The sequence below is a fragment of the Paenibacillus aquistagni genome (assembly GCF_900177815.1).
GTDB classification, from domain to species: Bacteria; Bacillota; Bacilli; order Paenibacillales; family Paenibacillaceae; genus Paenibacillus_B; species Paenibacillus_B aquistagni.
Map to the genome: position 1 here is coordinate 1768404 of NZ_FXAZ01000001.1, position 26330 is coordinate 1794733.

At 46.4% G+C, this 26330-nt stretch carries 19 protein-coding genes; 4 read left to right on the top strand and 15 right to left on the bottom strand.

The features are described from left to right. Window positions 1–88: 88 nt before the first annotated feature. Both B9Y93_RS08335 and B9Y93_RS08340 read right to left on the bottom strand, forming a co-directional pair. Window positions 89–946, bottom strand: a complete 858-nt coding sequence (locus B9Y93_RS08335; protein WP_085493816.1) for an AraC family transcriptional regulator — start codon at window positions 944–946, stop codon at window positions 89–91. A 233-nt stretch (window positions 947–1179) separates the two neighbouring features. Further along, window positions 1180–1869, bottom strand: coding sequence for a TerC family protein (locus tag B9Y93_RS08340; RefSeq protein ID WP_085493817.1), 690 nt, complete (start codon window positions 1867–1869; stop codon window positions 1180–1182). Between the two features lie 379 nt (window positions 1870–2248). On the opposite strand from B9Y93_RS08340, the gene msrA reads away from it, so the two are divergent. After that, complete coding sequence (msrA, locus tag B9Y93_RS08345) at window positions 2249–3199, top strand: peptide-methionine (S)-S-oxide reductase MsrA (RefSeq protein WP_085493818.1); 951 nt, start codon at window positions 2249–2251, stop codon at window positions 3197–3199. Window positions 3200–3444: 245 nt separating this feature from the next. On the opposite strand, the gene B9Y93_RS08350 is transcribed toward msrA, so the two are convergent. Continuing rightward, window positions 3445–3996: a hypothetical protein gene (locus B9Y93_RS08350; protein WP_085493819.1), complete on the bottom strand. Its 552-nt coding sequence runs from the start codon at window positions 3994–3996 to the stop codon at window positions 3445–3447. A gap of 292 nt (window positions 3997–4288) precedes the next feature. On the opposite strand from B9Y93_RS08350, the gene B9Y93_RS08355 reads away from it, so the two are divergent. Then, window positions 4289–5152, top strand: a complete 864-nt coding sequence (locus B9Y93_RS08355; RefSeq protein ID WP_085493820.1) for a DegV family protein — start codon at window positions 4289–4291, stop codon at window positions 5150–5152. Between the two features lie 126 nt (window positions 5153–5278). Here the strand turns inward: B9Y93_RS08355 and B9Y93_RS08360 are convergent, their stop codons facing one another. From B9Y93_RS08360 to B9Y93_RS08410, 11 genes are all read right to left on the bottom strand, one after another. Further along, a complete protein-coding gene (locus B9Y93_RS08360; protein WP_085493821.1) occupies window positions 5279–5815 on the bottom strand; it encodes a hypothetical protein in 537 nt (178 codons plus the stop codon). 70 nt (window positions 5816–5885) lie between these two features. Beyond that, on the bottom strand, window positions 5886–7661 hold the full coding sequence (locus B9Y93_RS08365; RefSeq protein WP_085493822.1) for a sensor histidine kinase: 1776 nt from the start codon (window positions 7659–7661) through the stop codon (window positions 5886–5888). A gap of 16 nt (window positions 7662–7677) precedes the next feature. After that, window positions 7678–9258 (bottom strand): response regulator, encoded by a 1581-nt coding sequence (locus B9Y93_RS08370; RefSeq protein ID WP_085493823.1) that lies wholly within the window; start codon window positions 9256–9258, stop codon window positions 7678–7680. Window positions 9259–9654: 396 nt separating this feature from the next. Beyond that, a complete protein-coding gene (locus B9Y93_RS08375; RefSeq protein WP_085493824.1) occupies window positions 9655–12183 on the bottom strand; it encodes a beta-mannosidase in 2529 nt (842 codons plus the stop codon). A 118-nt stretch (window positions 12184–12301) separates the two neighbouring features. Further along, on the bottom strand, window positions 12302–13978 hold the full coding sequence (locus tag B9Y93_RS08380; RefSeq protein ID WP_085493825.1) for an extracellular solute-binding protein: 1677 nt from the start codon (window positions 13976–13978) through the stop codon (window positions 12302–12304). 138 nt (window positions 13979–14116) lie between these two features. Further along, window positions 14117–15013, bottom strand: a complete 897-nt coding sequence (locus B9Y93_RS08385) for a carbohydrate ABC transporter permease (protein ID WP_085493826.1) — start codon at window positions 15011–15013, stop codon at window positions 14117–14119. 31 nt (window positions 15014–15044) lie between these two features. Next, window positions 15045–16001 carry an ABC transporter permease gene (locus B9Y93_RS08390; protein ID WP_085493827.1) on the bottom strand — a complete coding sequence of 319 codons (957 nt, stop codon included), beginning with the start codon at window positions 15999–16001 and terminating at the stop codon, window positions 15045–15047. Window positions 16002–16308: 307 nt separating this feature from the next. After that, window positions 16309–17985: an extracellular solute-binding protein gene (locus tag B9Y93_RS08395; protein WP_085493828.1), complete on the bottom strand. Its 1677-nt coding sequence runs from the start codon at window positions 17983–17985 to the stop codon at window positions 16309–16311. A gap of 262 nt (window positions 17986–18247) precedes the next feature. After that, a complete protein-coding gene (locus B9Y93_RS08400; RefSeq protein WP_085493829.1) occupies window positions 18248–19909 on the bottom strand; it encodes an extracellular solute-binding protein in 1662 nt (553 codons plus the stop codon). A gap of 121 nt (window positions 19910–20030) precedes the next feature. Then, complete coding sequence (locus tag B9Y93_RS08405; RefSeq protein ID WP_085493830.1) at window positions 20031–20927, bottom strand: carbohydrate ABC transporter permease; 897 nt, start codon at window positions 20925–20927, stop codon at window positions 20031–20033. Window positions 20928–20958: 31 nt separating this feature from the next. Further along, complete coding sequence (locus B9Y93_RS08410) at window positions 20959–21915, bottom strand: ABC transporter permease (protein ID WP_085493831.1); 957 nt, start codon at window positions 21913–21915, stop codon at window positions 20959–20961. Window positions 21916–22297: 382 nt separating this feature from the next. Here B9Y93_RS08410 and deoD point away from each other — a divergent pair, with 382 nt between their 5' ends. Further along, window positions 22298–23005 (top strand): purine-nucleoside phosphorylase, encoded by a 708-nt coding sequence (gene deoD, locus B9Y93_RS08415; protein WP_085493832.1) that lies wholly within the window; start codon window positions 22298–22300, stop codon window positions 23003–23005. A gap of 111 nt (window positions 23006–23116) precedes the next feature. On the opposite strand, the gene B9Y93_RS08420 is transcribed toward deoD, so the two are convergent. Further along, entirely contained in the window at window positions 23117–23950 is an 834-nt protein-coding gene (locus B9Y93_RS08420; RefSeq protein WP_085493833.1) for a VanW family protein, read from the bottom strand. Window positions 23951–24128: 178 nt separating this feature from the next. On the opposite strand from B9Y93_RS08420, the gene B9Y93_RS08425 reads away from it, so the two are divergent. Further along, a complete protein-coding gene (locus tag B9Y93_RS08425; RefSeq protein WP_085493834.1) occupies window positions 24129–26312 on the top strand; it encodes a HelD family protein in 2184 nt (727 codons plus the stop codon). The last annotated feature ends 18 nt before the right edge of the window (window positions 26313–26330 follow it).

Here is a 26330-nt window from a genome sequence, read left to right on the forward strand (position 1 = left end):
AGCGAGATAGCGGACTGCTATCCTGGCTTTTATACGGTTCACCACCATCACAAAGCCCCGCAGACTTGTTGTCTGCGGGGCTTCAATGTTAATGATCCACATGCAGCACCTGATATTCCTTTCGATAAGCGGTTGGCGAGTGTCCGAACGTGCGCTTGAACATTTTCGAGAAGTAAAGCGCATCCGCATAGCCTACAGAAGATGAAATCTGCTCGATCGACAGCTGAGTCGTAAGCAGCAAGGTGCGGGCCCGCTCCATCCGCAGCCGAATCAACAGTTGGATCGGCGATTCCCCTGTAATCTCATGGAACATTTTCGAAAAATAAGTGCGATGATAGCCGTACTGTTGAGCCAGCTGTTCGATCGATATCGAACTGTAATAGCGAAGCGTAATGTATCTAACTGCTTGTTCGATCTGGCGTTCAATCTCGGTTCTCACCTCAGGGTTGCTCATCCGTTCATGCTCATGGGCCTTGCTGTATTCCGCCAGCGCAATTCGCACATACCCCTCTGCCTCAAGGTCGCCTGAGAAGCCGCCTTGCTCAAGCGAGGACTGAATCCGCTCAAATAAAGTATTCAAGCGCTGATAAGACGCTGGCCGCACAATGGGACGATGCGGACCTATGCCGCTGTCTGCGAGCAGCTTCTCAGCTTGCGAGCCTCTAAGCGCGATCCAGCGATAAGCCCAAGGATCTTCGTCATCTGAAGCATAGAAGGCAAGCTCTCCCGGGAAGATAAAGAAGCTGTCCCCTTCTTGCAATTGATAGGTAGTGTCACGCATTTGGAGCTGGCCTTTTCCGGATTGTACATAATGAATCAGAATATAATCAAACATATTGGGTCCTACTGTATGAGCTTTGTCTGTTTGAGATTGACCGCTGAAAAGCACTGTAATCTCACCCTTGCTGGGTGACTCATTCATTACAATCGTTAACGTCTCTGACAATCAACACGCCCCCTTAAGCGCTTACAAGGAAGAACTATAATACAATTGTACATGGGAGCAGCTAAAAATACTACAGGAATCCATATGTCATTTAAGATTAAAAAAAGAAAAGGCGCTGCAGCATATTTTGTTCTGCAACGCCTCGGTATGAATCAAATGCGGCATCAAGCTAAGTCTATTCAGCGCGATGGATTCAAATATCCATTTATAGCCCGATAGCAGCTAGCATCTTCTTATGCATGCCCCTCCTGCAAGGTTCTCTTCTCCGCCTGCTTATGCTTAATGACTAATCCTGCTCCAATGACAGCCACAATCATGAAGATCTCGAAGCCGTATTTGATTACAGGATTCACGAAGAAGTCAGCCAAGAATCTTTCCTTCACAAACATCTTGGCTGCCGTCCAGCCAAGCACCCCTGCACCAATCGTGATAATAATAGGAAAGCGCTCAATAAGCTTCAGCACCATCGTGCTGCCCCATACCACAATCGGCACACTAATCGCGAGTCCCATCACTACGAGCAAATAATCATGCTGCGCAGCCCCTGCTACCGCAAGCACATTGTCAAGTCCCATCGCAGCATCGGCAATAATAATGGTGCGTATCGCAGCCAGTATGCTAGTCGAAGACTTCACCTCATGCTCTTTCTCGTCTGTCATCAGCTTTAAGGCAATATAGATCAGCATGAGCCCGCCGACAAGCAGGAGACCAGGAATTTGAAGCAGATATACGACTGCCATCGTGGCAAGAACACGGATGATAACAGCTCCTACCGTCCCCCAAATAATAACCTTCTTCTGGTCTTCCTTTCTCAGGTTGCGTGCAGCCAGACCAATAACAATCGCATTATCTCCAGCAAGGACCAGATCGATCATAACAATTGATAATAATGTCGTCCAAAATTCCAGTGTAAAGATTTCCATGGTATACCGCCTCCAACGTTCTGCTCCATACACGTAGCATGCACAATCTTCATCATTTCATAAAAACAAAAAGCCGTTACCCTGAGGTAACGGCACTAAAAAAGAGACCTCCCCCACGGTGGGCAAAGGTCTCGCAAACAACGAAGATGACGTTGCCGATAAAGCCGAGGATTGCGCCCGCAACTCCCGTCATGACGACTTTATCGAACTGCTACTCCCCTATAAATAATAGGTTAAGTTGTACTGATGTAGATCATAATAACATGTGTTGTCCATATTTGACAAACCTTTTTTTGGTTCTAAAATTCTAAATTTCAAGAGATGTTGATCTCCCTAAAAAATATGGTTATGATAACCATAAGAAGGAGGTTAGATACCGATGACTACGGAACTTGCTACATTTGCAGGGGGATGCTTCTGGTGTATGGTCACCCCTTTTGAAGAGCTCCCAGGCATTCAATCCATTCAATCCGGCTATATCGGAGGCCACACCGATAACCCCACATATAAAGATGTATGCTCAGAAACAACAGGTCATGCCGAAGCCGTTCAAATCCGCTTCGACCCTGAGGTATTTCCTTATCGCAAGCTGCTCGAACTCTATTGGCAGCAGATCGATCCAACAGATGAAGGCGGCCAGTTCTATGATCGGGGTCATTCCTATCGCACGGCTATCTTCTATCATTCAGAGAAGCAGCGGCAGGAAGCAGAAGCTTCCAAGCAAGAGCTTGAAGCAAGCGGCCGATTCGATAAGCCGATTGCAACGGAGATCTTGCCTGCCACAACGTTCTACCCTGCGGAGGAATATCATCAGAACTACCATAAGAAGAATCCTGCTCACTATAAGCGCTATCGCTCGGCATCTGGACGCGATGCATTTACAAAGAAGTATTGGGGCGTCTCAACTGAGCAGAAGCAAAGCCTTAAAGATTCGCTGACGCCGATTCAGTATCAAGTCACACAGGAAAATGGCACGGAGCGTCCGTTTCAAAATGAATTCTGGGATCATGGCGAAGAAGGCATCTATGTCGATATCGTCTCCGGCGAGCCCCTATTCAGCTCCAAGGACAAATATGACGCAGGCTGCGGATGGCCAAGCTTTACACGCCCGTTAAGCGCCTATCATATTGAGGAAAAACTTGACACGACCCATGGCATGGTAAGAGTCGAGGTGCGAAGCAAGCTTGGCGATTCTCACCTTGGCCATGTATTCGATGATGGCCCTGGGCCGAATGGACTGCGCTATTGCATCAATTCAGCCGCTCTGCGATTTGTTCCCGTGTCCAAGCTGGAGAGCGAAGGCTACGGCGAATACATGAAGCTGTTCTAGCCTTCGAGTCAATTAGGCTTGCTGATAGGAAGATGAGGCTTTCCCGAAAGTGTCTGCAACATATCGGTAATGACCTCCAATCATACGCGAAAGGACCTCGGCATCCACGAAGTGGTGGCCGAGGTCCTTTTTTACAATAAAATTCCGACTCGAAGTGGGACTGCTAAACAAGTGAAGGCTGGTGGTTGGTGCTTGGTACAGTCCCTATATCATTTTTTATCCGTGTAAAGCATGGCTTATCTTACTTATAATGCCTTAGCCGAAGCTCTGTTGAACAAGTACAAAAGCATTAAGGTAACGGTAACGTAAGCAATCAGCACCGGAATGACGAGCATCGTGAACCAATAAGGCGAGATCAGAGCAACTCCGAGCATAAGCAGCATCACAATCATCATGATGATAAAAGCGATGGCACGCTTCCTTGCCTGAAGAACCAAGTCGGACTCTCCTTTTTTCTCTGCCCATGCCGATAACCCTTTGCAAAGCTGCCATACAAGCCATACATTAAAGCCCGTTGTAATGATTGAGCTGATCAAGGAGCTCCAAGCGACAACATAAGGCTCCAGCGCAGCAGCTAGAATGGGAGCGATCAGATCGTAGATGCTCAGCACTAGCAGGATCGGTATCCACTTCTTCACATTAGCAAAGTGAATGGAAGTATCCGCTAACAAAAATGCGCCTCGGTAGATCAACAAGAAACCTACAATATCCGGTAAAATGTCAAAGCCAAATGGAGAGAAATCGATAAAAAACAAGATCCCCCATGAAATCAGTTGAAACCCTCTCTTTGCGGTCACGCTGTATAATCTTCCTCTCTGTCTATTTTATGTACCAAGTCAAAGAGCGATTCTTCATCAGATTGACGCTGTAACCTCATGTGAATCGAATCTACATCAGTATACATGTTCGCAGCAGGAGAAGGCAACTTCAGCTGCTTCACAGGCTGGAAATGGAATTCCCAGCATTCGGAAACAGGAAGAGAGTGCTGGAAACTAACTTTTCAAGTATAATAGGGTTGGACATACATACGTCATGACATGTGACATTCCATCTCATAGATAGCATAATTGTTCAGGAGGAAGGTTAGATATGAGTAGCATCAAGATTTTTTCAGATAGTACAAGCGACTTGCCTAAATCGATACTCGAACAATACGATATCGGCATTGTTCCCTTATATGTGACGTTTGGCGATCAGGATTATCGTGACGGGGTTGATCTCCTGCCAAAGAGATTGTATGAGCTCGTCGATCAGCACGGTGTTCTGCCAAAGACTGCCGCTCCGTCACCTGGTGATTTTGTGAAGGCTTTCGAGCCTCATGTCAAGGAAGGACGCCATATCATCTATATTGGCTTGTCTTCTCATTTGTCAGCTACCATTCAAAATGCTACGCTGGCTTCGCAGATGCTGGAGGAGGAACCAGGCTCCGTCACCGTCATAGACTCCTTGAACCTGTCAACAGGCATCGGGCAGCAGGTGTACCGAGCAGCACTGCTTGCTGAAGAAGGCCGCACCGTGGAAGAGATCGTCGTGCATATTGAAGAAATGAGAAAGCATATTGAGACAGAATTTATTATCGATACGCTGGATTATCTATATAAAGGCGGCCGCTGCAGCGGACTGCAAAACATCGTGGGCACTCTTCTTCGCATCCGTCCTGTCATCAAAGTCATTGACGGCAAGATGACACCTGCAAATCGTGTCCGCGGCAAGCGTGAAAAGGCGCTGGAGCAGCTTCTTAATAATGCCTTGGCACTCAAAGAGCAAATGGATGATGAGACGATCTTCGTCACACATTCTTTCTCTGAAGAAGATGCAGCTTATATTCAGGCTCAGCTCAAAGAGAAGACGAATGCCAAAAATGTGTTCCTATCCGATGCTGGCTGTGTTATTTCGAGCCATTGTGGAACAAATACGATCGGTATTGTGTTCGCCAAATCTTCTACAACCTAGACCACATGCGCGCTGCCTATAAGAACGCCTCTTTCCATAACGAAAGAGGCGTTTTGACGTATTCTGCATCGATGAGATTCGTAGGTGACCTATGTAGATCCACAGATGAATCACAAGACATCGGATCTACAGCGAGGTATGCTGCTCTCTTCTAACCAGCCCTTTGGATACGCCGTAAGCGAACAATAGCAGGATCAAGCCGATCAAAGCTCTGAGGAATAGGAGAACGTATTGCTCCATGCCAAGCATTTCCCTCGTTGATTTGGACAGCAGCATATTGGCTGCTTCCGGAACAACTTGAATCAAGACGACGGCCCCTATGATATGCATGCCTACTGTAAGCAGCATAACCATCCATTGTTGAGAAGTAAGATTGGACAGCCAACTCTGTTCGCTGCCTTCTTCTTGTGCGCATACAATCTGCCGTGCTAGCCTTGGCGCCATCAGCCACAAGCATAAGGACAACAATACCATAATCAAGCCTGGAACACATGCAGCTAAGAACAGTAAAGGGAACTCATGTTCAAGGCCAATGAACACATGGCCCAGTCGATTCGATTGAACATACAAGGATAATACCTCGCCCCATTTGCTGATACCCATAATCATAAGTATCACTGCGGCAACCCTTAGCAGAATAACTGTGAAATCTTGTGTTCTCATAAGAGCACCTCCTCATTTCATCAGAATATATCTCCCTCCTTATTATACATGTTTTTCCATTAAAGGAACATCATTCGTTCTCCTTCATGCTGTCCGAATGAATGCGCTTCGCTGGAATGCGAATGTCTACAGCAGTCCCGATCCCCAGCTTGCTTGCAATCTTCACGCCGTAGGCAGCGCCGTACTGCAGCTTAATCCGCTGATCCACATTGCGAATGCCATAACCTGCATTCACATGTTCTTTAGGATGGAAGATCTGATCGATTCGTTCCTGACTCATCCCAATTCCGTCATCGATAATTCTAAACAAGATGTCATCGCCATCTTTTGCAGCAACGATGCGCAGATGGATGCGATCACCACACCATGCATGCTCCAGCACATTTTCGATAAAAGGCTGAAGCACCAATTTGACGGTTTCATAAGGCCAGATGTCTGGGTGGACGTCAAACCTTACATCCATTCGCTCGCCATACTTGATCTTTTGAATCTGAAGATACGCATTAGCCTGTTCAATCTCTGTTCTGACCGGAATCATCGTCCGTCCCTCATTAAGGGTAAGACGATAGAACTTAGCAAGCTCCAGCACCATCCGCTGCAGCTTCTCCGTCTCGCCGAACTTCGCCAAGCGGTTGATGGAAGATAACGTATTGTACAAGAAGTGGGGGTTGATCTGCGATTGCAGAATTTCGAGCTCCGCTTCTTTCTTTTCGATCTGAGTCAGATACACTTCCTCGATCAGCTCGCCGATATTCTCCCCTACATCATTGAGCGCTGTAGCGATCTGGGCAAATTCATCCTTGCCGCTGTAACTGAAACGCTTGCTGAGATCTCCTTCTCTAAACGCATTCAGCACAGATACAATCTTCGTAACCCTTTTTGAAAAATACCGCGAAATGAAGATGCCTAAAAAAGTGAACACGACAAAGCAAATCAAGCAGACCATAAATGTAAACAAGCGTACCTTGAAGGTATCCTGATCAATAATCGTCATCGGCACATAAGCTTCTAGCTGCCATGGCATATCAGCAAGCTTCTCATTAATCGTTAAATAATAGCCGCTCTTCACATTCGATACATCGTCCGTTGTACGCTCGCCAGAATGATAGATTACCTTGCCCGCATCATCCTTAAGCATGAGCACGCTGCCTTTGCCTATCAGGCTGTAGTCAATGCTCTGGAACAATTCAGCCTTGCTCACGCTGATTCGGATAAAGCCGAGCTCCTCTAGATTTAGCGGATTATGATTATCAATCAATCTGCGCAAAAGAGAAATACGATTGAAAGATAAGTCTTTTCCTACTGACTGCCAGCTGATTGTCTCGCCATAGATTTCCTTAGGGAAGTTCTTATACCATTCTTTGTCTTGTATTCGGGACATTTGATACATATTATAATTGCGCCCGATCGTATCTGGATGCTCGGATTCATACACGTCATAGTAACGCTCAGGCAGACTTTCATTTTTTAAATAGATTGACATCCAAATATTTTGTCCGGTCGCATTCAATGCGGCGCTGAACTTGGGCATGATGATGTTAACCGTTCGATCGTAATTATCATAGCCCTCGCTGTAGATGCGCAGCTGTCTAGCTAGCGTGGCATCATTATAGAGCATGTCCGAGATGCGCTTCACATCCTGCAGCTTATAGTATACGTTGTCCGAAATCTGCTTCAGTGTGCTGCGCAGGTTCATCTCCGTCTGCTTGCGAATGGAATCCACGTACATCGAATGTGACACAAACCCGATAAGCAGCACCGGTATGATAATAAAGACAAAATAACTAAGCATGAGCTTGAAGCCTACTGGAATATAACGCACCTTTCTTCTTCCCGCTTCTTCCATCCTTGTATCCTCCGCTTTAGTCCCGCTTGCGATACTCCATCGGCGTCATGCCGTAGGTTTCTTTGAACTGTCTGCTGAAGTAAGGCAAATAGCGGTATCCGACCTGATTGGCCACCTCATAGATTTTGAGCGTAGGGTCCTTAAGCAGTTCCCCAGCACGTTCCATTCTCATCTGGATCAGCATTTCACTGAAGGTCTTCCCTACCTCTTCCTTAAATAGTGTGCCTAGATAATTGGGCGAAAAGGAAAATTGATGGGCGATATCCTTAAGCGTAATATTCTCATGCAATTGATCTTGAACCACGCGCAAAATCTCACGAATAAGCGGACTGTTCTTCGTGTTGTTCTTCTGATGAAGTTTCTCTGAGATCTCAAATACTTTGCGAACGAGCCATGATCGTATGTCCTGCACTGTCTCAAATTGATGTAGAATATCTAGATTCTGCAGCTCAAGCCCAATCATCTCCACAAGGTTCTCATCGATGGACTGCAGGTACTGATTAAGCTTCATCACAATGGTGACAGCTAGATTATAGATCGTAAACTTCGACTGAAGCGTTAAGACAGACTGAAACAAGTTGTCGATCTCATCATGTATGCGGACAAGTTCATAATCGGACATCGCGGTAAATAGCGCTTCTAGTCGTTGATCCAGTGTTCTCGCATCCTGCATCTCAGGCGCTTTGCGCACATCTTCATAGGCGATCACACTGCCCTTGCCAAGAAACATCTTACTGTCAACGGCTTCCAAGGCCTGCTTATATGACAGGTGCAAATATTCAAGCCCATTAACGGCAGAGCCGAGCCCAATCGTCATCGTAAAGGGGTATTTTCCCTGTAAGCGCTTATACATTTGCTCCAAGCAAGTGCTGCAAGACGTATCCTCAATAAGCAAAGCCAGCCGATGCCTGGACAGCTTGACACTGTGTTCTGCCCCAAATTGGCGGCTTAGTGTAATCATATCATTACAAAATTGGTTCAGCAGTTCTGGTATGCTCTGCTCTTCGCTCTGGTGAAGCTTCATTGCTACATCATCAAGCTCTGTAATGACGACGCGAATCGGCCAATGCAAGTCCATCAACCCATAAGATGATGCGAGCTTAACCATGCTGTGATCTCTTCCTAGATTGAATTCCCCTTCAAAAAGTCTAAGCATTAATTCATTCTTAGCCATCGGAATGAGCTGCTTGTAGTTCTCTTCTTCTTCTTTCTTCCGATGGAGCATGTCGAGCTCATCCTTCACTTTTCTAAGCGATTCAATGAGCTCCTCATCTTCCATTGGCTTTAGCACATAGCTGCAAGCATTCATGGAGAGCGCCTGCTTTACATAATTGAACTCTTGGTATCCGCTTACAAAGATCACCCGAGTATCCTGCTTCTTCTCTAGGGCGCGCCGTGCGAGCTCCAAGCCGGACATGTTCGGCATATGTACATCCGTTACTAATATATCGATCTCCTCGCGCTCAAGCACTTCACAGCCAGCAAAACCATTCCCTACGGCTCCGATGATCTCCATTCCGAGCTGGGACCACGGGATAAACTGCTTCATCCCTTCCAGATCGAGAATCTCATCATCAGCCAACAGCACCTTATACATGTAGCAGGCCACCCCTTAGATATGTGTCACCTCTATGAATCTGCGATAAAGAGGCCATATTGTCAGTATAGTATTATAGTCGTGATTTTTCTATAGCGCCTTACAGATTAAGACGAATTTGCTTTATCCTTCCTCTACAAGACCTAACACTTTATACCTAGATAGATCATGATCCCCACAAGATACTTTTGAATCGTATACGATTATCCTATCACGTTTCTCTCCTCTATCGTTATGCCAAAAATCTGCAAGTCGCTTAGGCGCCAGCATTTTCCTGTTGATAGCATGACATGGTTCTCTTCTCTTGGCAAGCTGCCAGAGTAAAATGTGAAAAAAGAGCTGTGCCTAGGACACAGCTCTGCTATTTACAGCTCAGCTCGTTTCAAACCTATTTATCTAGCAATAATCCGTCATTGAATGAATCGTAATCTGCTCTTTGCCAAGTGCCGCTGCTTGAGAATCTCTTGGCTGAAATGCCACTTCATACGGGATGCCTGGAATAAGGTCAAAGTAGTTATCGCTCATATAACCCTCAACCTCATGCTCAAGCCACACGTACTTAGCGAGCACATCCGTCATGAGTGTAAAGGTTGCGCGTTCGGCCCCTTCGACCTCGGTAATCGTAATTTGCGGCTTCATTAGCGCAAGCTCAGTTGCCGGAAGCATATAATGAAGCTTCTCATCGACGATCTCTCCATTCGATAGCAGCCTTGCCTTGAGAACAACCTGAGCAGGATCCATGCCTTCCAGCCATTCCTTGTAAACGAGTGTAAGAAGCTTCGTTGAAGCGTTGGCTTCACCGGTAACCTGGCGCTTCTCCACTCTCAAACACTCTCCATCAAAGCGATACAAGCTCCATTCCAGTTCACCATGGAACGTAGACAGAGCATCCGAACAGATGTATAGATCCGCTTGGGTATGACTGGTCCCATCAATGGACAGCATGACATCCTTGAAGCCCTTCTTCGCAAAAAACTGCATCGCCTTCCAGCGTCCGTAGTAATCAACTCCGGACCATGAGGCCACAGGCCAGCAGTCATTCAGCTGCCAATAGAGGGTCCCCATGCATAATGGCCGATGGCGACGGTGTGCTTCAATCGCTGCCTTCATCGCTTCCGCCTGCATAATTTGACTCATATAAATAAAGCCGTAGAAATCAGTCGGCAGTCTCAAATACCGTTCCATATAAGTCCGCATCTTGTCATTGCCAGAACCCGTCTTCTGATGCGCCTTCATAACCTCGCTCATCAGATCCATATCAGAAGACTCAGCATAAGCTTCAACCGTCTTCCGTTCAGGGAACGATTGGAACCCATATTCGCTCATAAATCGGCCTATCGTGACATTGTAATTCTCAATCGGCTCCAACGCGTGCCACACGCCCCAGTAATGCATATCCCCTCTTGTGGATGAGTATCGAGCATGCTGGGATGCATCTCCTGTTATGTCCTCCATCGGCGAAGAAGCCCAATAATCGGTATGCGGCGCATAGGCTGCGACCACTTCAGGAAGCAGCTGATGGAAGATACGCTCATACGCCGTCCACATCTCCTCGCGCTGCGCTTGCGTATAATTCTGCTTCCATCCCCAGCCAAGCTTCTCTTCATAATGGCCCCATGCCACATCTATCTCGTTATTGCCGCACCAAAGGGCAATACATGCATGATTACGGAGCCGCTTCACATTGTACTCCGCTTCCAGCCTTACATTTTGCAGGAACGCCTCATCCCCTGGATACATGCTGCAGGCAAAGAGGAAGTCCTGCCAGACCAGAATGCCATGCTCATCGCACAGATCATAGAATAGATCAGGTTCATAAATGCCGCCTCCCCATACGCGCAGCATATTCATATTAGAAGCGACAGCCGTCTTCACTTCATACCGATAACGCTCCTCTGTAATATCAGGAAGGAAGCTGTCATTTGGTATGTGATTGGCGCCTTTCGCAAATACTGGCACTCCATTCAGTTCAAAGTAGAAAGAAGTCCCATAGGAATCTTCTTCACGTACTAAACGTATCTGTCGTAATCCTACCTTCACTTCGCTTCTAGCCACTGTATTGCCTTCAACCACCAATTGCGCTGTGAACGAGTAGCGGTGTGCCTCGCCTAATCCTCGACTCCACCATAGCTTGGGCTGACTGATGACAATTGAAAGTGAACGCGCGTTTATTCCAGGCAATAAAGAAACCTTGCTCTCCCACACTTGTTCGCCATTCGATAAAAGGATAACACCGTCGCACGCCACCTCGGACTCGATCTCTAGATGAGCAGCCAAGTTTGCCTGTTCTTGAGTAACCCTCACCTGCTCCACATAAAGATCTTGAATACGAGCACCTTTCCAGCCTTGCAAATAAACGTCACGCCATATCCCGCTCGTAACAAATCTCGGTCCCCAATCCCAGCCATAATGATAGGGCGCCTTGCGAGCATATACGCTTAAGTGATGCTCTCCAATCTCCCCCAACTCGGATTGGTCATTCGCGGCCGGAAAATTGTATCCGCGCTTCTCTACCTTAGGCATGTCCTCTCTGATTGGGGAGCGGAAACGAACTTGGAGGGTGTTATGCGAAGGTTTAAGATAAGGCTTCACATCCACAACCCATCTCAGGAACATATTATTGGTGGACAGCACCCGTACACCATTCACCTCAATATCCGCATAGGTATCTAGTCCTTCAAAGACCAGCTCAAGATTAGACATCGCGAGCAGCGTTTCCTCAACTTCAAAATGGGCTTCATATTCCCAATCCTTCTTATCCATCCACTGCAGTCGATGCTCATTCGTTCCTTTGAATGGATGTGGAATTCGACCGTGCCGGAGCAGATCTGTATGTACCGTTCCAGGCACTTTCGCCGCTAGCCACTCTTCATCATCGCAAGCCTTGAATGTCCAGTCGGTTAATTGCATGATTCGTCTGTTCATGGCATCCTCCATACCTTATGTAAGCGTTAGACTTCAACCTATATACTACCGAAATCCAGCTAAAATAGAAACCGGGAGAAGTGAAAAAATCACTTCTCCCGATTCTTGATGCCGGTTATTATTGACCAGCAATTTTCTTTTTGTTTTCCTGCCATCTTTCTGTCTTGAAGTCAAGCAGTTTTTGATAATCGTTCGTCATTGCATCTTCTTCTGCTTTCTTCAAGATTGCTTCCACATCTGCATCGGACTTCGCATAGATCGCTGCTGCGCGTGCTTGGAGATAAATCTCGTCGATACGCTTCGCAATGATACCTAGATCCGTGTTAGGTACTGGATTCAGGTTAATGAATTCGGTAGCATTCGATTGTGTCTTCCAAGTTACATCATTTTGCCATTTTGTTACCCAGTTGCGCTGCTCTTCTGGCAATGTCGCATCGAAGTCAGCTTTTGTACGGTCTGCAAATACTGTATTTCCTACCCAAGCAAAGTTCGTCGATACACCTTGGTACTCAAGCAAGCCAGCTGAATCGTTAATGTATTCTTCGGTGAAGATTGGTGTAATGCCGTCTTCTTTCAGACCTTTCCAGTACTTTCCTTCTGGACCCCAGAAGTTGATTGTTTGGCCTTCCGGACCAGTGAACCAATCCAAGAATGCGAAGATTGCTTCAGGATCTTCAGCTGCTTTCGTAATAACGGCTACGTTCCAACCCAATGTTGTATACGTACCTGGGAAGATCTTGTTCTTATCCAAGCCTTCTTTGTGAATCGGCCATACCATGAAATAACCGGCATCTGGATCTTTCTTCACAAGCTCAGGATGAGCCTTTTGTGCGATATCTGTAGGGCTTGCACCTGCATAAACCGCAACATTGCCTGTCATAACAGACTCCGTAATTTGGTCAAGCGTCTGCGTGAATGCATCCTGTGTAATCAGCTTCTCGCGGAACAACTTGGATGTATACTTCATCGCCTCAACGAATTGTGGATCAGCAAAGATCGAAGTCAGCTTATCGCCGTTAGGGACAGCACGCATGCCAGGGAACTTGTGATCGTTCTCTTTGAATGCAGAGTACAATACATCGATACCTTGACCATCATTCGCCAAGCCTGGCTGATACGGAATAACTTTAGGGAACTTCTCTTTTACAAGCTTCAAGTAGTTGTAAAGATCATCCGTCGTTTCAAGCTTCGGAGAGCCAAGATCTTTATAAATTTTGCTGTTAATGACATAACCTGCGTTACCATTCGGCTGGTTTGTATACCAGTTCGGGAAGCCATACAGATGGCCGTCTTCAGCGCGAAGAATATTGATTCCAGCGTCGCCAAGCCATTGCTTCAGGTTAGGGTACTTCTCAATATACTCATCCAGCGCAACGAGAAGACCTGCTTCACGAAGTCTTTCGAAGTCCGCTGCGCGGTCCAGCCAGATGACATCTGGAAGCGCATTGGTTGCAATCATCGTATTCAGCTTCGCTGCAGGATCGCTTCCTGCGCTGATTGCTTTAACTGTAACCTTTTTGTTGTCTTGAATCCACTTCGTACCGACATCCCCACCCCAAGGAGGCATGGTGTACCAGCTATAGTGACCATAAAGGGAAAACTCAAGCGGTTCCTTGCCTAGCTCATACAGCTTTGGTGCATTGTCAGTGCCTGTTTCTTCTTTTGACGCGTTTTCTGTGTTTGTCTTCGTTCCATTACTGGAGCTTCCGCTATTGCTGCCTGAACAAGCTGCTAGGAATGAAGCCGTCATTAAAATCGTGATGAGCGTTAAAAATAATGACTTTTTAAACTTCATCTAGATTAAACCCCTCTCTCATGATTTATATATGGTTAAAAGCTAAGTGCTTTGAACCCTTGTTCAGACGTACGCGCAAATAACTGTTAAGCAAGCGATCTGCGGTACCACTTACAGAAAAACGTGATGAAACGTGGACTACTCTTTTAAAGATCCAACAAGTACCCCTTTAACGAAGTACTTCTGAACGAATGGGTACACACAGATGATCGGGATCGTGGCCACCATCATCGTAGCCATCGTTAAGGATCGGCTGGTGACGCTCTTCATTGCGTTCAGCTTCGATTGAGCAAACGAATCAAGATTGGCCGTCTGTTCGGATACGATATTCGAATCGAGGATTTGACGCAAAATGGTCTGAATCGGCAGCAAATTCTCGTTCGATACATAGATAGAAGGCGCAAACCAGTCATTCCAGTGGGCAATTGCGGTAAACAAGGACAGTGTCGCGATGACTGGACCGGACAGCGGGATAACAATTCGGAAGAAAGTCCCCCAGTTGCCGCAGCCATCCATCTTGGCCGATTCCTCCAGACCTGCAGGCAGGCCTCTAAAGAACGTTCGGAAGATAATCATATTCCAGACACTGATTAACCCTGGGATAATGTATACCCAGAACGTATTTACCAAGCCAAGTCCACGGATCAAGAAGAACGTTGGGATCAAGCCGCCACCAAAGTACATGGTGATGATACACATGATCATGTAATATTTCTTCCCGATCAGGTCAGCTTTGGACATTCCGTATGCGAAGATTGCTGTACACAGGATCGCACCAATCGTACCGGCAATGGTTCTTAAGACCGATATGACAAACCCTCGCATCAGTCTTTCATCCTTAAATACAACCGCATAATTCTCAAAGGTAAATTCACGAGGCCAGAATGTGATGCCTCCCATGGAAGTATCGGTTCCCTGATTGAATGAGATGACCAAGCCATTCCAGAATGGATAGAACGTTGAGAAGCCAAGCAAGATTAGGAACGTATAAATGAATACAATCATGATACGATCCCCAGTTCCAAGGCGAACCACATCTATCCCTCCTTCCGTATAGTATCGTATCTTACCATAAGCTGTTGCCAGATCTTCGAGCGACTGTATTCGCGATGGTCAGCAGGATAACCCCAATGATGGATTTGAACAATCCAACAGCTGCACCATACGAGTATCGATAATCTTGCAAGCCTACCCTATACACAAAGGTATCGATGACATCGGATACAGGTCTGATGATAGGGTTTTTCGCCAGCAGCAAGATATCCTCGAAGCCTGCATTCAACAAGTTACCGATGGCAAGAATCATAAAGATAGATACTACCGGCATAATGCATGGAAGCGTAATCAAATAAATTTGTCTAAAACGGCTCGCTCCATCCATGGAAGCGGCTTCATAAAGGTGAGGGTCTATGCCCGCAATCGCTGCTAGATATACAATGGATCCAAATCCAATTTCTTTCCAAACATTAGTCGTGATGAGAATGCCCCAGAAGTATTCGGGTATCGACAAGAAGTTAATGGGTTCGTCTATGAGGTTTAAAGATTCTAGGAGAATATTGACGCTGCCGCTTTCTGTGGAGAGTAGTGAGATAACAAATCCGGCAACGATGACCCAAGACAAGAAGTGTGGTAAGTAGCTGACGGTCTGAATGACGCGCTTGAAAAACATTCGATTGACTTCGTTGAGCATGAGAGCAAGGATGATAGGGGCTGGAAAGCCAATGCAGAATTTCAGAAGTGAGATGACTAAGGTGTTGCGCATCACATTGAAGAATGCTGGGTCTTGAAAAAACAGTTCGAATTGCTTTAAGCCCACCCATGGGCTGTCAAAGTATCCTTTAAAAATATCGTACTCCTGGAAAGCCATAATAACGCCGTACATGGGAATGTAATTGAAGACAAAGATGAAGGCTAACGCAGGAAGCACCATGAGTTGAATATCAATCTGTTGAAAGAATCGCTTGATCAGCGGCTTCTCCTTTGACTTTGGCAGATGTTCATTCTCTAGTGAAACTTGTGCCATGTCGTTCCTCCTTTGAGCTGCACATTCTATTCAGTTTAATCGCGATAACTTTTGTACCAACCACATCCTCCTACCCAAGCCCTATTGCAATCTGTGTTGTTCAGACCAGAGCTGTTATTTTCTGTATTTACTATACATTCATCATAAACATGTAGACTTGACATGGGAATATGCTCAATCAACGAAAAATTATACAATTCAACGAAATGCCAATATATTCTTAAATCATTTTAAGGTTTGTCCCTCTTTTTTTGAGTAAAACTCTGCCGAAATGTGACACCACTCGTCAGATTCCGGCTCCATTCGCTTACGATTTCCCAGCCAGCTTTTTCTTGTTTGCCTGCCATCTTTCTGTCTTATAATCAAGCAGCTGTTGATAGCCCGCCTCCATCGATGCCGTCTCCGCTTTTTTCAAAATAGCTTCCACCTCTTCATCAGATTGTGCATAGATGGCCTCGGCCCTTGCTTGCAAATAAATTTCGTCGAGGCGCTTGGCTGTCATGCCGAGATCCGTGTTAGGCACCGGGCTTAAGTTAATAAATTCTGTCGCATTCGCCTGCGTCTTCCATGTAATATCATGCTGCCATTTGGTCGTCCAGTTGCGCTGATCCTCTGGCAAGGTGGCATCGAACTCGGCTTTGGTCACATCCGCAAATACGGTGTTTCCAACCCACATCAGTTTGCTGGAAACGCCTTGATACTCTAACAGCCCGGCAGCATCCATGATGTAATCCTCGGTAAAGATCGGTGTTATGCCATCCTCTTTGAGTCCTTTCCAATACTTGCCCTCAGGGCCCCAGAAATTAATCGTTTGTCCTTCTGGTCCTGTGTACCAATCTAAAAAGGCAAAGATCGCCTCAGGATCCTCTGCCGCCTTGGTAATGGCTGCCACATTCCACCCAAGCGTGGTGTAGGTTCCTGGGAAGATTTTATTTTTGTCGAGCCCTTCTTTGTGGATCGGCCAGATCATAAAGTAGCCGCCATCAGGATCGTTCTTAACAAGCTCTGGATGAGCCTTAGAAGCAATATCAGTCGGGCTTGCTCCTGCAAATACAGCAACATTGCCGGACATGACTGTCTCTGTAATCTGATCAAGCGTCTGGGTAAAGGAATCCTGCGAGATCAGCTTCTCGCGGAACAGCTTGGATGTATATTTCATCGCCTCGATATAAGCAGTGTCAGAATAGATAGAGGTTAATCGATCTCCAGTGGGCACAGCTCGCATCCCAGGATACTTATGATCGTTCTCCTTGAAGGCAGAGTACAAGGTGTCGATGCCTTGACCATCTGCAGCGAGCCCTGGCTGATACGGAATGACGCTAGGAAATTTATCTTTGACAAGCTTCAAATATTGGTACAGGTCCGCTGTCGTCTCAAGCTTAGGTTCGCCAAGCGCCTTGTGTATCTTTCTATTTACCACATAGCCGGCATTGCCAAATGGCCGATTGGCATACCAATTAGGGAAGCCATATAGATGACCGTCCTTAGCACGGAGAATGTTAATGCCTTCGTCACCCAGCCATTGCTTCAAATTCGGGTACTTTTCTACATATTCATCAAGGCTAACCAGAAGTCCCGCTTCACGAAGCCTTTCGAAGTCAGCGGCGCGGTCTATCCAGATGACATCTGGCAAGTTATTCGTCGCAATCATCGTGTTCAACTTGGCTGCTGCATCATTGCCCGCATAGATCGGCTTCACGGTCACCTTTTTATTCTCCTGAATCCACTTGGAGCCTGCGTCTGCGCCCCATGGCGGCATCGTGTAAGAGCTGTAGTGACCATAAAACGTGAATTCGAGCGGATCTTGCCCTAGCTCATACAACGTCTCGTTGATTGTGCCCACTTCCATATTATGATCAGGATTTGAGTTCGGATTTGGCTTCGTGTTGGTCAAGGTCGAGCTGCTGTCTGAGCAGGCTGTCAGCAATGAAGTGGTCATTAACAGTAAGGCTAGAAGCAAAAATAATGACTTTTTATCCTTCATTTGATTTAACCCCTCTCAAGATTTTTTATGGTAACAAGCATGGGGCTCTATACCCGTGACAAAAACAGACAAGGTAACTAGATTAGCAAAAATATGGCAGTAATTCAAGTATCTTTATCATGCTCGAAATGACTGCATCGGCCGCAGACTCGTATCCATCCTCATTCAACAAACTCCACAAAAAAAGAGAGCCATCGGGGAACTTGTCCCCGTGACTCTCTTCGCTGAATAACGCGACTTTTACAAAACGCGCTGTATTCGATTAGTTACCAGCAATTTTCTTCTTGTTTTCTTCCCACTTCTTCGTTTTGAACTCCAGCAATTTGTCGTAGCCAGCTGCTGCAGCATCTGCTTGCGCTTTGTCCAAGATCGAGATGACTTCCTCATCGGATTTAGCGTAAACAGCTTGCGTACGAGCCAATTGGTAGATGTCTTCAACACGTTGCTGAATCATACCTTCTTCAGAGTCCGGAAGCGGATTCAAGCTGATGAACTCTGTAGCATTGGATTGAGTCTTCCACGTAACTTCACTTTGCCAGCGAGTAGACCAGTTGCGCTCTTCTTCAGGAAGTGAATCTTCAAACTTCGCTTTTGTACGGTCAGCAAATACCGTGTTACCTACCCATGCAAGGTTGGTAGACAACTGCTGATACTCAGCCAAGCCAGCAGCATCTGTTACGTACTCTTCTGTGAATTTAGGTGTGATGCCGTCATCTTCATAGCCTTTCCAGTACTTTCCTTCTGGACCCCAGAAGTTGATTGTTTGACCTTCTGGACCTGTATACCAATCAAGGAATGCATAGATGGCTTCAGGATTTTCTGCTGCTTTTGTAATTACAGCTACGTTCCAGCCTAAAGTGGTATACGTACCAGGGAAGATCTTATCTTTGTCGAGACCTTCTTTGTGAACAGGCCAGATCATGAAGTAACCGCCATTAGGATCAGAAGCTGCAAGTCCAGCATGTGCTTTCATCGCAATCTCGGTTGGGCTCGCAGAGGCGAATACAGCTACGTTGCCTGTCATGACTGATTCTTCGATTTGATCCAACGTTTGTGTAAAAGCATCCTGTGTGATCAGTCTCTCACGGAACAGCTTCGCTGTATACTGCATCGCTTCACGGAATGCTGGATCTGTAAAGATGGATGTAAGCTTGTCCCCTTCTGGAACCGCTCTCATACCAGGGTACTTGTGATCGTTCTCTTTAAATGCAGAGTAGAGAATATCCATGCCTTGTCCGTCTTTTGCCAAGTGAGGCTGATAAGGGATCACGTTAGGATACTTTTCTTTTACCAGCTTCAAGTAGTTGTACAGATCATCTGTCGTTTCAAGCTTAGGAGATCCAAGCTCTGTGTAGTATTTCTTGTTTACAACATATCCCGCATTACCGTTCGGCTGGCTTGTGTACCAGTTCGGGAATCCATAGAGGTGGCCATCTTCTGCACGAAGAATATTCGCTCCCTTGTCCCCGAGCCATTCTTTAAGGTTTGGATACTTGTCAAAATACTCATCAAGCGGAACCAGCATGCCAGCTTGACGCAAACGCTCCAGGTCAGATGCGCGATCGAGCCAGATGACATCCGGCAAATCATTCGTGGAGATCATCGTATTGAGCTTTTGTGCAGCGTTGCCGCCCGAGCTGATCGCCTTAATGTTTACTTTTTTATTGTCTTGAATCCACTTGGACCCTTCATCATCTCCCCATTGAGGCATCGTATACCAGTCATAATGACCGTAGAACGTGAACTCCAATGGCTCTTTTCCTAATTCATACTTGTCTGATGCTGTTGTTTCCGTTTCCGGCTTGCTGCTTGATCCCTCAGGTGCAGACTCTTTAGATGTGTTATTGCTTGAACAAGCGGCCAGGAAGGATACTGACATCAATACCGTGATAATGGTCAGCAGTAAAGATTTTTTAACTCTCATGTAGACAACCCCTCTCTGTTGTTGAAAAATTATATGGTTAAAGCGTATCGCTTTATACCCGTAATGGGTGGCAGGAAACACTGCTGAAGCGTTGCCTGCCAAATCGAGATGCAAGCCGTTCCTACTCTTTCAAGGAACCAACCAATACACCTTTTACGAAGAACTTCTGAACGAATGGATATACACAGATGATCGGCAGAGTTGCAACCATCATCGTCGCCATCGTCAATGAACGGCTCGTTACTGACTTCATCGAGCTCAAACGGCCTTGTGAAGCAGAGTCAAGGTTCGCCAGCTGCTCGGACATAATATTGGAGTCCAGAATCTGCTTCAAGATGGTTTGGATCGGGAGCAAATTCTCATTTGAAATATAAATTGCAGGTCCGAACCAATCGTTCCAGTGCGCGATCGCAGTGAACAAGGACAGTGTTGCAATAACAGGTCCGGATAACGGAATGACGATTCTAAAAAATGTGCTCCAGTTGCCGCAGCCATCAATCTTGGCAGATTCCTCAAGACCAGCCGGAAGTCCGCGGAAGAAGGTGCGGAAGATGATCATATTCCATACGCTTATCAACCCTGGGATAATAAATACCCAGAAAGTGTTTGTCAAGCCAAGGCCGCGAATAACCATAAATGTTGGAATGAGGCCTCCGCTAAAGTACATCGTAATGATACACATGATCATGTAGTATTTCTTACCCATCAATTCTTTCTTCGACATGCCGTATGCGAATACCGAAGTACATAAGATGGCTAATACTGTACCTACGACTGTTCTAAGCACGGAGATCATAAAGCCATTGATAATGCGTTGATCCTTAAACACGATCTCATAGTTCTCAATTGTAAATGCTCGCGGCCAGAATGTAATGCCGCCCATCGATGTATCTGCACCCACGTTGAATGAAATGACTAGCGCATTCCAGAATGGGTAAAAGGTTGCGAAACCTAATAGGATCAAGAATGAATAGATAAAGATATACATTACGCGATCCCCAGCTGAATATCGTTTCATCGGTCATACCCCTTTCTTCATGAAGTCTCGATTACCATAAGCTGTTGCCGGATTTGCGTGCGACAGCGTTCGCAAAGGTGAGAAGCATCACGCTGATAACCGCTTTAAATAATCCGACTGCTGTTGCGTAGGAGTATCGATAATTCTGGAGACCGACCCTATATACATAGGTATCAACGACATCCGACACCGGTCGAAGAATCGGGTTCTTAGCTAAGAGCAAGATATCTTCGAAGCCTGCATTCAACAGGTTGCCGATTGCCAGAATCATGAAGATTGTTACGACTGGCATAATCGAAGGCAAGGTAATCAGGAAGATCTGCTTGAATCGACTAGCGCCGTCCATCGAAGCTGCTTCATATAGATGCGGATCAATTCCCGCAATAGCTGCCAGATATACGATGGAGCCAAATCCGATCTCTTTCCATACATTCGTTGTCACGAGTATCGTCCAGAAGTATTCTGGAATGGACAAGAAGTTAACCGGTTGATCGATCAGGTTAAGCTTCTCAAGCAGGATGTTCACGCTGCCGCTCTCTGTGGAGAGAAGGGAGATGACGAATCCGGATACGATAACCCAAGACAAGAAGTGAGGCAGATAACTGATCGTCTGAATGATTCGCTTGAAGAACATGCGATTGACTTCATTCAGCATCAGTGCAAGCAGGATTGGCGCTGGGAAGCCGATACAGAACTTCAGCAACGCAATCACAATGGTGTTGCGCATAACATTGTAGAACTCAGGTGATGCGAAGAACGTTTCAAAATGCTTAAAACCGGCCCAAGGACTTGCGAAAAACCCTTTGAAAATGTCGAAGTCCTGAAAAGCCATGAGCACGCCGTACATCGGGATGTAGCTGAAGACAAAGATAAGCAACAAGGCTGGAATAACCATTAATTGAATATCGATTTGTTTGATAAAACGCTTCAGTCCACTGGCTTCTTTCCCTTTAGGATTCCACTCTTTTTTTACCGATACTTGTGCCATATCTATCCCCCTTAATCTTGAAGTAATAAGATGACGCGAAGGTCTAGAGGCCGCAACCTACACCATCCACTGTATGGCGCGGTTATGTAGGTGCTTGGCTGCTTGATCGTCTCTCTGTAACTTAATTTTATTTTGATAGCGTTTACAAGGATAGGTGCTTAAACAACGAAAAATGATACTATTCCACGCACTTAAAGAAAAATCGACATTTTCTAACATATATGTCATGTCTTTTTTTATTTTAAGCTGTCATAATTTGTATGTTAATCTTGTTTCTTTCTATTTTCTACTGCCCTTCTTATCGATCAGCTGTTTAAAAAAAGTCAAAAATCGTTTATGCTGATCATGAGTTTTATGTATGACATATAGATGGAGGTAACCAATGAGTGTACATATTGAAGCAAAACAAGGCCAAATTGCAGACAAGATTCTGCTTCCTGGCGATCCTCTGCGCGCTAAGCACATAGCAGAGAATTTCCTAGAGCAGGTGGAATGCTACAATCAGGTGCGTAATATGCTTGGCTATACAGGACTTTATAAAGGAGAGCGTATATCTGTTCAAGGAACGGGCATGGGTATCGCGTCCTTTTCGATCTATGCAACCGAGCTTATGAAGGACTATGAGGTTCAAACCCTCGTTCGCGTGGGCACATGCGGTGCTATCCAAGAGGATGTCAAGGTTCGCGATGTCTTGATTGCCCAGGCGGCAAGCACCGATTCATCCATCATCTCGCATGTCTTCCCTGGGATCGCCTTCACGCCGATTGCTGATCACGATCTGCTTCATGCGTCTTATGTGGCAGCGCAAGAACGCAGCATTCCTGTTCGCGTAGGCAATGTCTTCTCTACGGATTACTTCTATAATGAGCGTCCAGAGATGACGATGAAGCTCGGGCAATACGGAGTGCTCGCTGTAGAGATGGAGACGGCTGGACTGTATACGCTTGCTGCCAAGTACAAGCGCAAGGCGCTGTCCTTGCTTACGGTAAGCGATCATATCGTGACTGGAGAGGAGACAACTCCACAAGAGCGTCAAACGAGCTTTAACCAAATGATTGAGGTTGCTCTTGATACGATTGTGAAGTTCTAGCTAGTACCCTAAAAAGACTCTAATAAAAAGAAGACCACGGACAAGTGACCACAGGAATTCTATTCCTGAATGTGCACGAACGCATGGTCTTCTTCTTTTTCATTCCTAATATTAGTTCTGTGATTCCTTCTCACCCTGAAGCATCGGCTCATACATCATTAGCGCATGATTCTCCGCCACCTGCTCTTCCTGCAGCAATTCCCCATCCATCGAATAGGTCATCTGTATTAATTCGTTATGACGCATATACTTGCCCCATGCCTCTAGCGTAATGCGATGATTGCGCTCCATGATCTTGTATTGGTGGATTGGGCCTGATGTCGAGCGCCACTGTCCGTACAGATTGACATCATCCATATGAAGCACAAGCTGAAATGGCTCGTTGGTTGGATTCATTATCATAAGATCCAAGTAGTTGTAAGCACATGTAGCGCCGCTCCCGAACGGTTGATTGCGGCTGGCGTCTGGAAACACGTCATAGGAATGCCGATACCGCTCGATCACCTTCAATGGCGTATGCAGCGTAATCCAATAGATGAGGTTAGAGAGCTGACATAATCCTCCCCCTACCCCAAGCTGCATGGAACCGTAGAACAGGATCATTCCCTCTTGATAGCCTTTTCTGCGCGTGGGTTTACCAATTCTTCTCCAATAGGATAGAACTTCTTCTGGTTGAATAACGACGCCGTTCAAATGCTGTATAGCCAACTGAAGGTTATGCACCTTCGCCTCTTGAATGGACATATCCACATTGTGAAGCCTGCGATACAGCGGTGTATGATGCTCCGCGTGCAGGTACGGCAGCTTGTCTAATTGCTTAATGGATGCAAATTGCTCTCTCATTCTCCACCATTTGAACCTTCTACGGCATCGATAATAGAGCTTGCCAAGCCACAACCTCAGCTTGGATCTGGTAATCGGTTTATAACGCTTAGTTGCCTGCATATACATCCCCTCTATTTGATTAGTGGTCTGCCGCTTCCATGCTGCGAATACAAGGAAATAGAAATAAACAATGCAGCAGATTGCTATGGTTTGAGCCGTATGGTATAGTGAATTCCTGTTTCATTTTCCATATGCTTGCGATCATCGAGACTGCATGTAATCTTAGGAGGTAACTGAAATGACAGGAGAACGTTTTCAAAGTGCCTATCAAGAAGAAGAAGCCCGACTTGAAGAGACACTTCTAGAAATGAAGCAGCAGTTCGAGCACCTGCAAGCCATTCCGGTCTATCGCGGCTCAGACTTTACCGAGCAAGTGCTTGAAGACAATCGAGAGCTGCGAAGACAGCGATTGAAGCGAGCCGTCAAGGAGCCATACTTCGGCAGAATGGATATTCAAGAGGACACCAGCTCCGCTGCCGTGGCCCTCTATATTGGCAAGCAAGGCATCGATTCAGATGCAATGAGCATCGAAGAAGAAGGCTTCCCAAAGAATCATGTCCACTATCCGATGGTAATTGACTGGCGTGCTCCAGTGGCCAGCATGTTCTATTCCTTCACAGGTGGTGTAGAACCTGCCGCCTATGAAGCACCGGACGGCACCTACTCAGCAGAGGTCCATCTGAAGCGCAACCTTGTGATTCGCAATGAAGAGCTCCAGCGTGTCGTCGATACGTTTAATCGCGAGCAAGGCGAAGAGCATGTCACAGACGAATTTCTTGTCTACCGCCTCGGCGAGAATAAAGATAATCGATTGCGAGATATCGTCTCCACCATTCAAGCAGAACAAGATATTATTATTCGCTCCCATAAGAACAAGGCTCTCTTTATCCAAGGGGTCGCAGGCAGCGGCAAGACCACAGTCGCCCTTCACCGCTTAGCCTTCCTGCTCTATCAATATCAAGAGCAATTGAAAGCGGAACGCATGATCATTTTTGCCCCTAACCGGATGTTCCTTAACTATATTAGCGATGTGCTGCCAGAACTAGGCGTTGGGAATATTCAACAGCGCACATTTTCAGACTGGGCGCTTGAGCTTGCAAAGCTCGATGACAGCATCATCCTTACCTCTTCTTTGGAGGAGATTGAGCGCTGGTATGGCTCTCTAGACGCAAGGCCTGCAGACAGCAGCTCAAGTTCAGGCAGAATCAAGGGCTCCCTACAATGGAAGGAACGACTCGATCGATATGTTCAGCACTGGGTCGAAGAGGCCGTCCCTGAGCAAGACTTCATCCCGTGGGAAGGAGCAGCCCTGTCTCATGACATGATTGCTCATTGGTTCAATGAAGAATACCGTTCCTATGAGCCCGCCAAGCGCATACTGCGTGTTCAAGCGAGAATACAGCGCTGGCTTGAGATGGAGCTTAAAAAAGAAAGAAGCCGGACTCTGCTAAGCGAGAAAAAGAAAAAATCTTCGCAAAAGCTGAAAACATTTATGAAAAAATGGCCGAAATCCGAGGTCATAGAGTTGTATAAGGCCTTTCTGCAAGCAGATGAATACAGCGATCTCCTTCCAGCTAAGCTTCGAAAGAAGACCATTGCCGAACTGAAGAAAGCCGTCGTTCAGCAGGAGGACTTGGCTTCTCTTGTGTACCTCTATATCGGCCTGAATGGTGTAGAGTCCAACCAACGCTTCGACCATATTGTGATTGATGAAGCGCAGGATTTCTCGCCGCTGCAAATTGCGCTGTTGGATCAATTGACGAAGAACCACTCCTTCACGATCCTGGGTGATCTGTCACAAGGCATTCATGCCTATGCAGGCATAGAAGATTGGCAGGAAATGATGGAGCTCTTCTCAACGGACACGAGTTCCTATCATGCTTTGACACGAAGCTATCGCTCCACGATGGAGATTATCCATTTTGCCAATCAGATTCTAGAAAGAGGAATGAAGACCGCGCTGCTCGCAGAGCCTGTGTTCCGGAGTGGACACAAAGTCGCTGTCGTTCACCTGCAATCACGCCTTGAGGAGTGGCTGCAAGCAGAGATTGTCCGCCACCAATCGAGCGGGTACCAGACAACGGCCATCCTGACCCGTACGATGGAGGAAGCAATTGATTGGCATGAACGCCTGCTTGCGGCTGATATACCTGCTCATCTGATCCAAGGCAAGGAACAGCAATACGAAGGAGGAATCTCTGTGCTCCCTGTATACTTATCCAAGGGACTTGAGTTCGATTCAGTCATTCTCCTTCATGTCAATGAGTCTCACTATCATCTGAACCCATTGGAGGCGCGACTCCTTTATGTTGGCTGTACACGCGCGCTTCATCAGTTGACTCTGCTCGTAGACGGGGTACTCACACCGCTGATCGCAGAAGATTGCAGCGATTGGGCAGACCATCTCGCCCCAACGCTGTAGCCCATTCATGCTCTATTC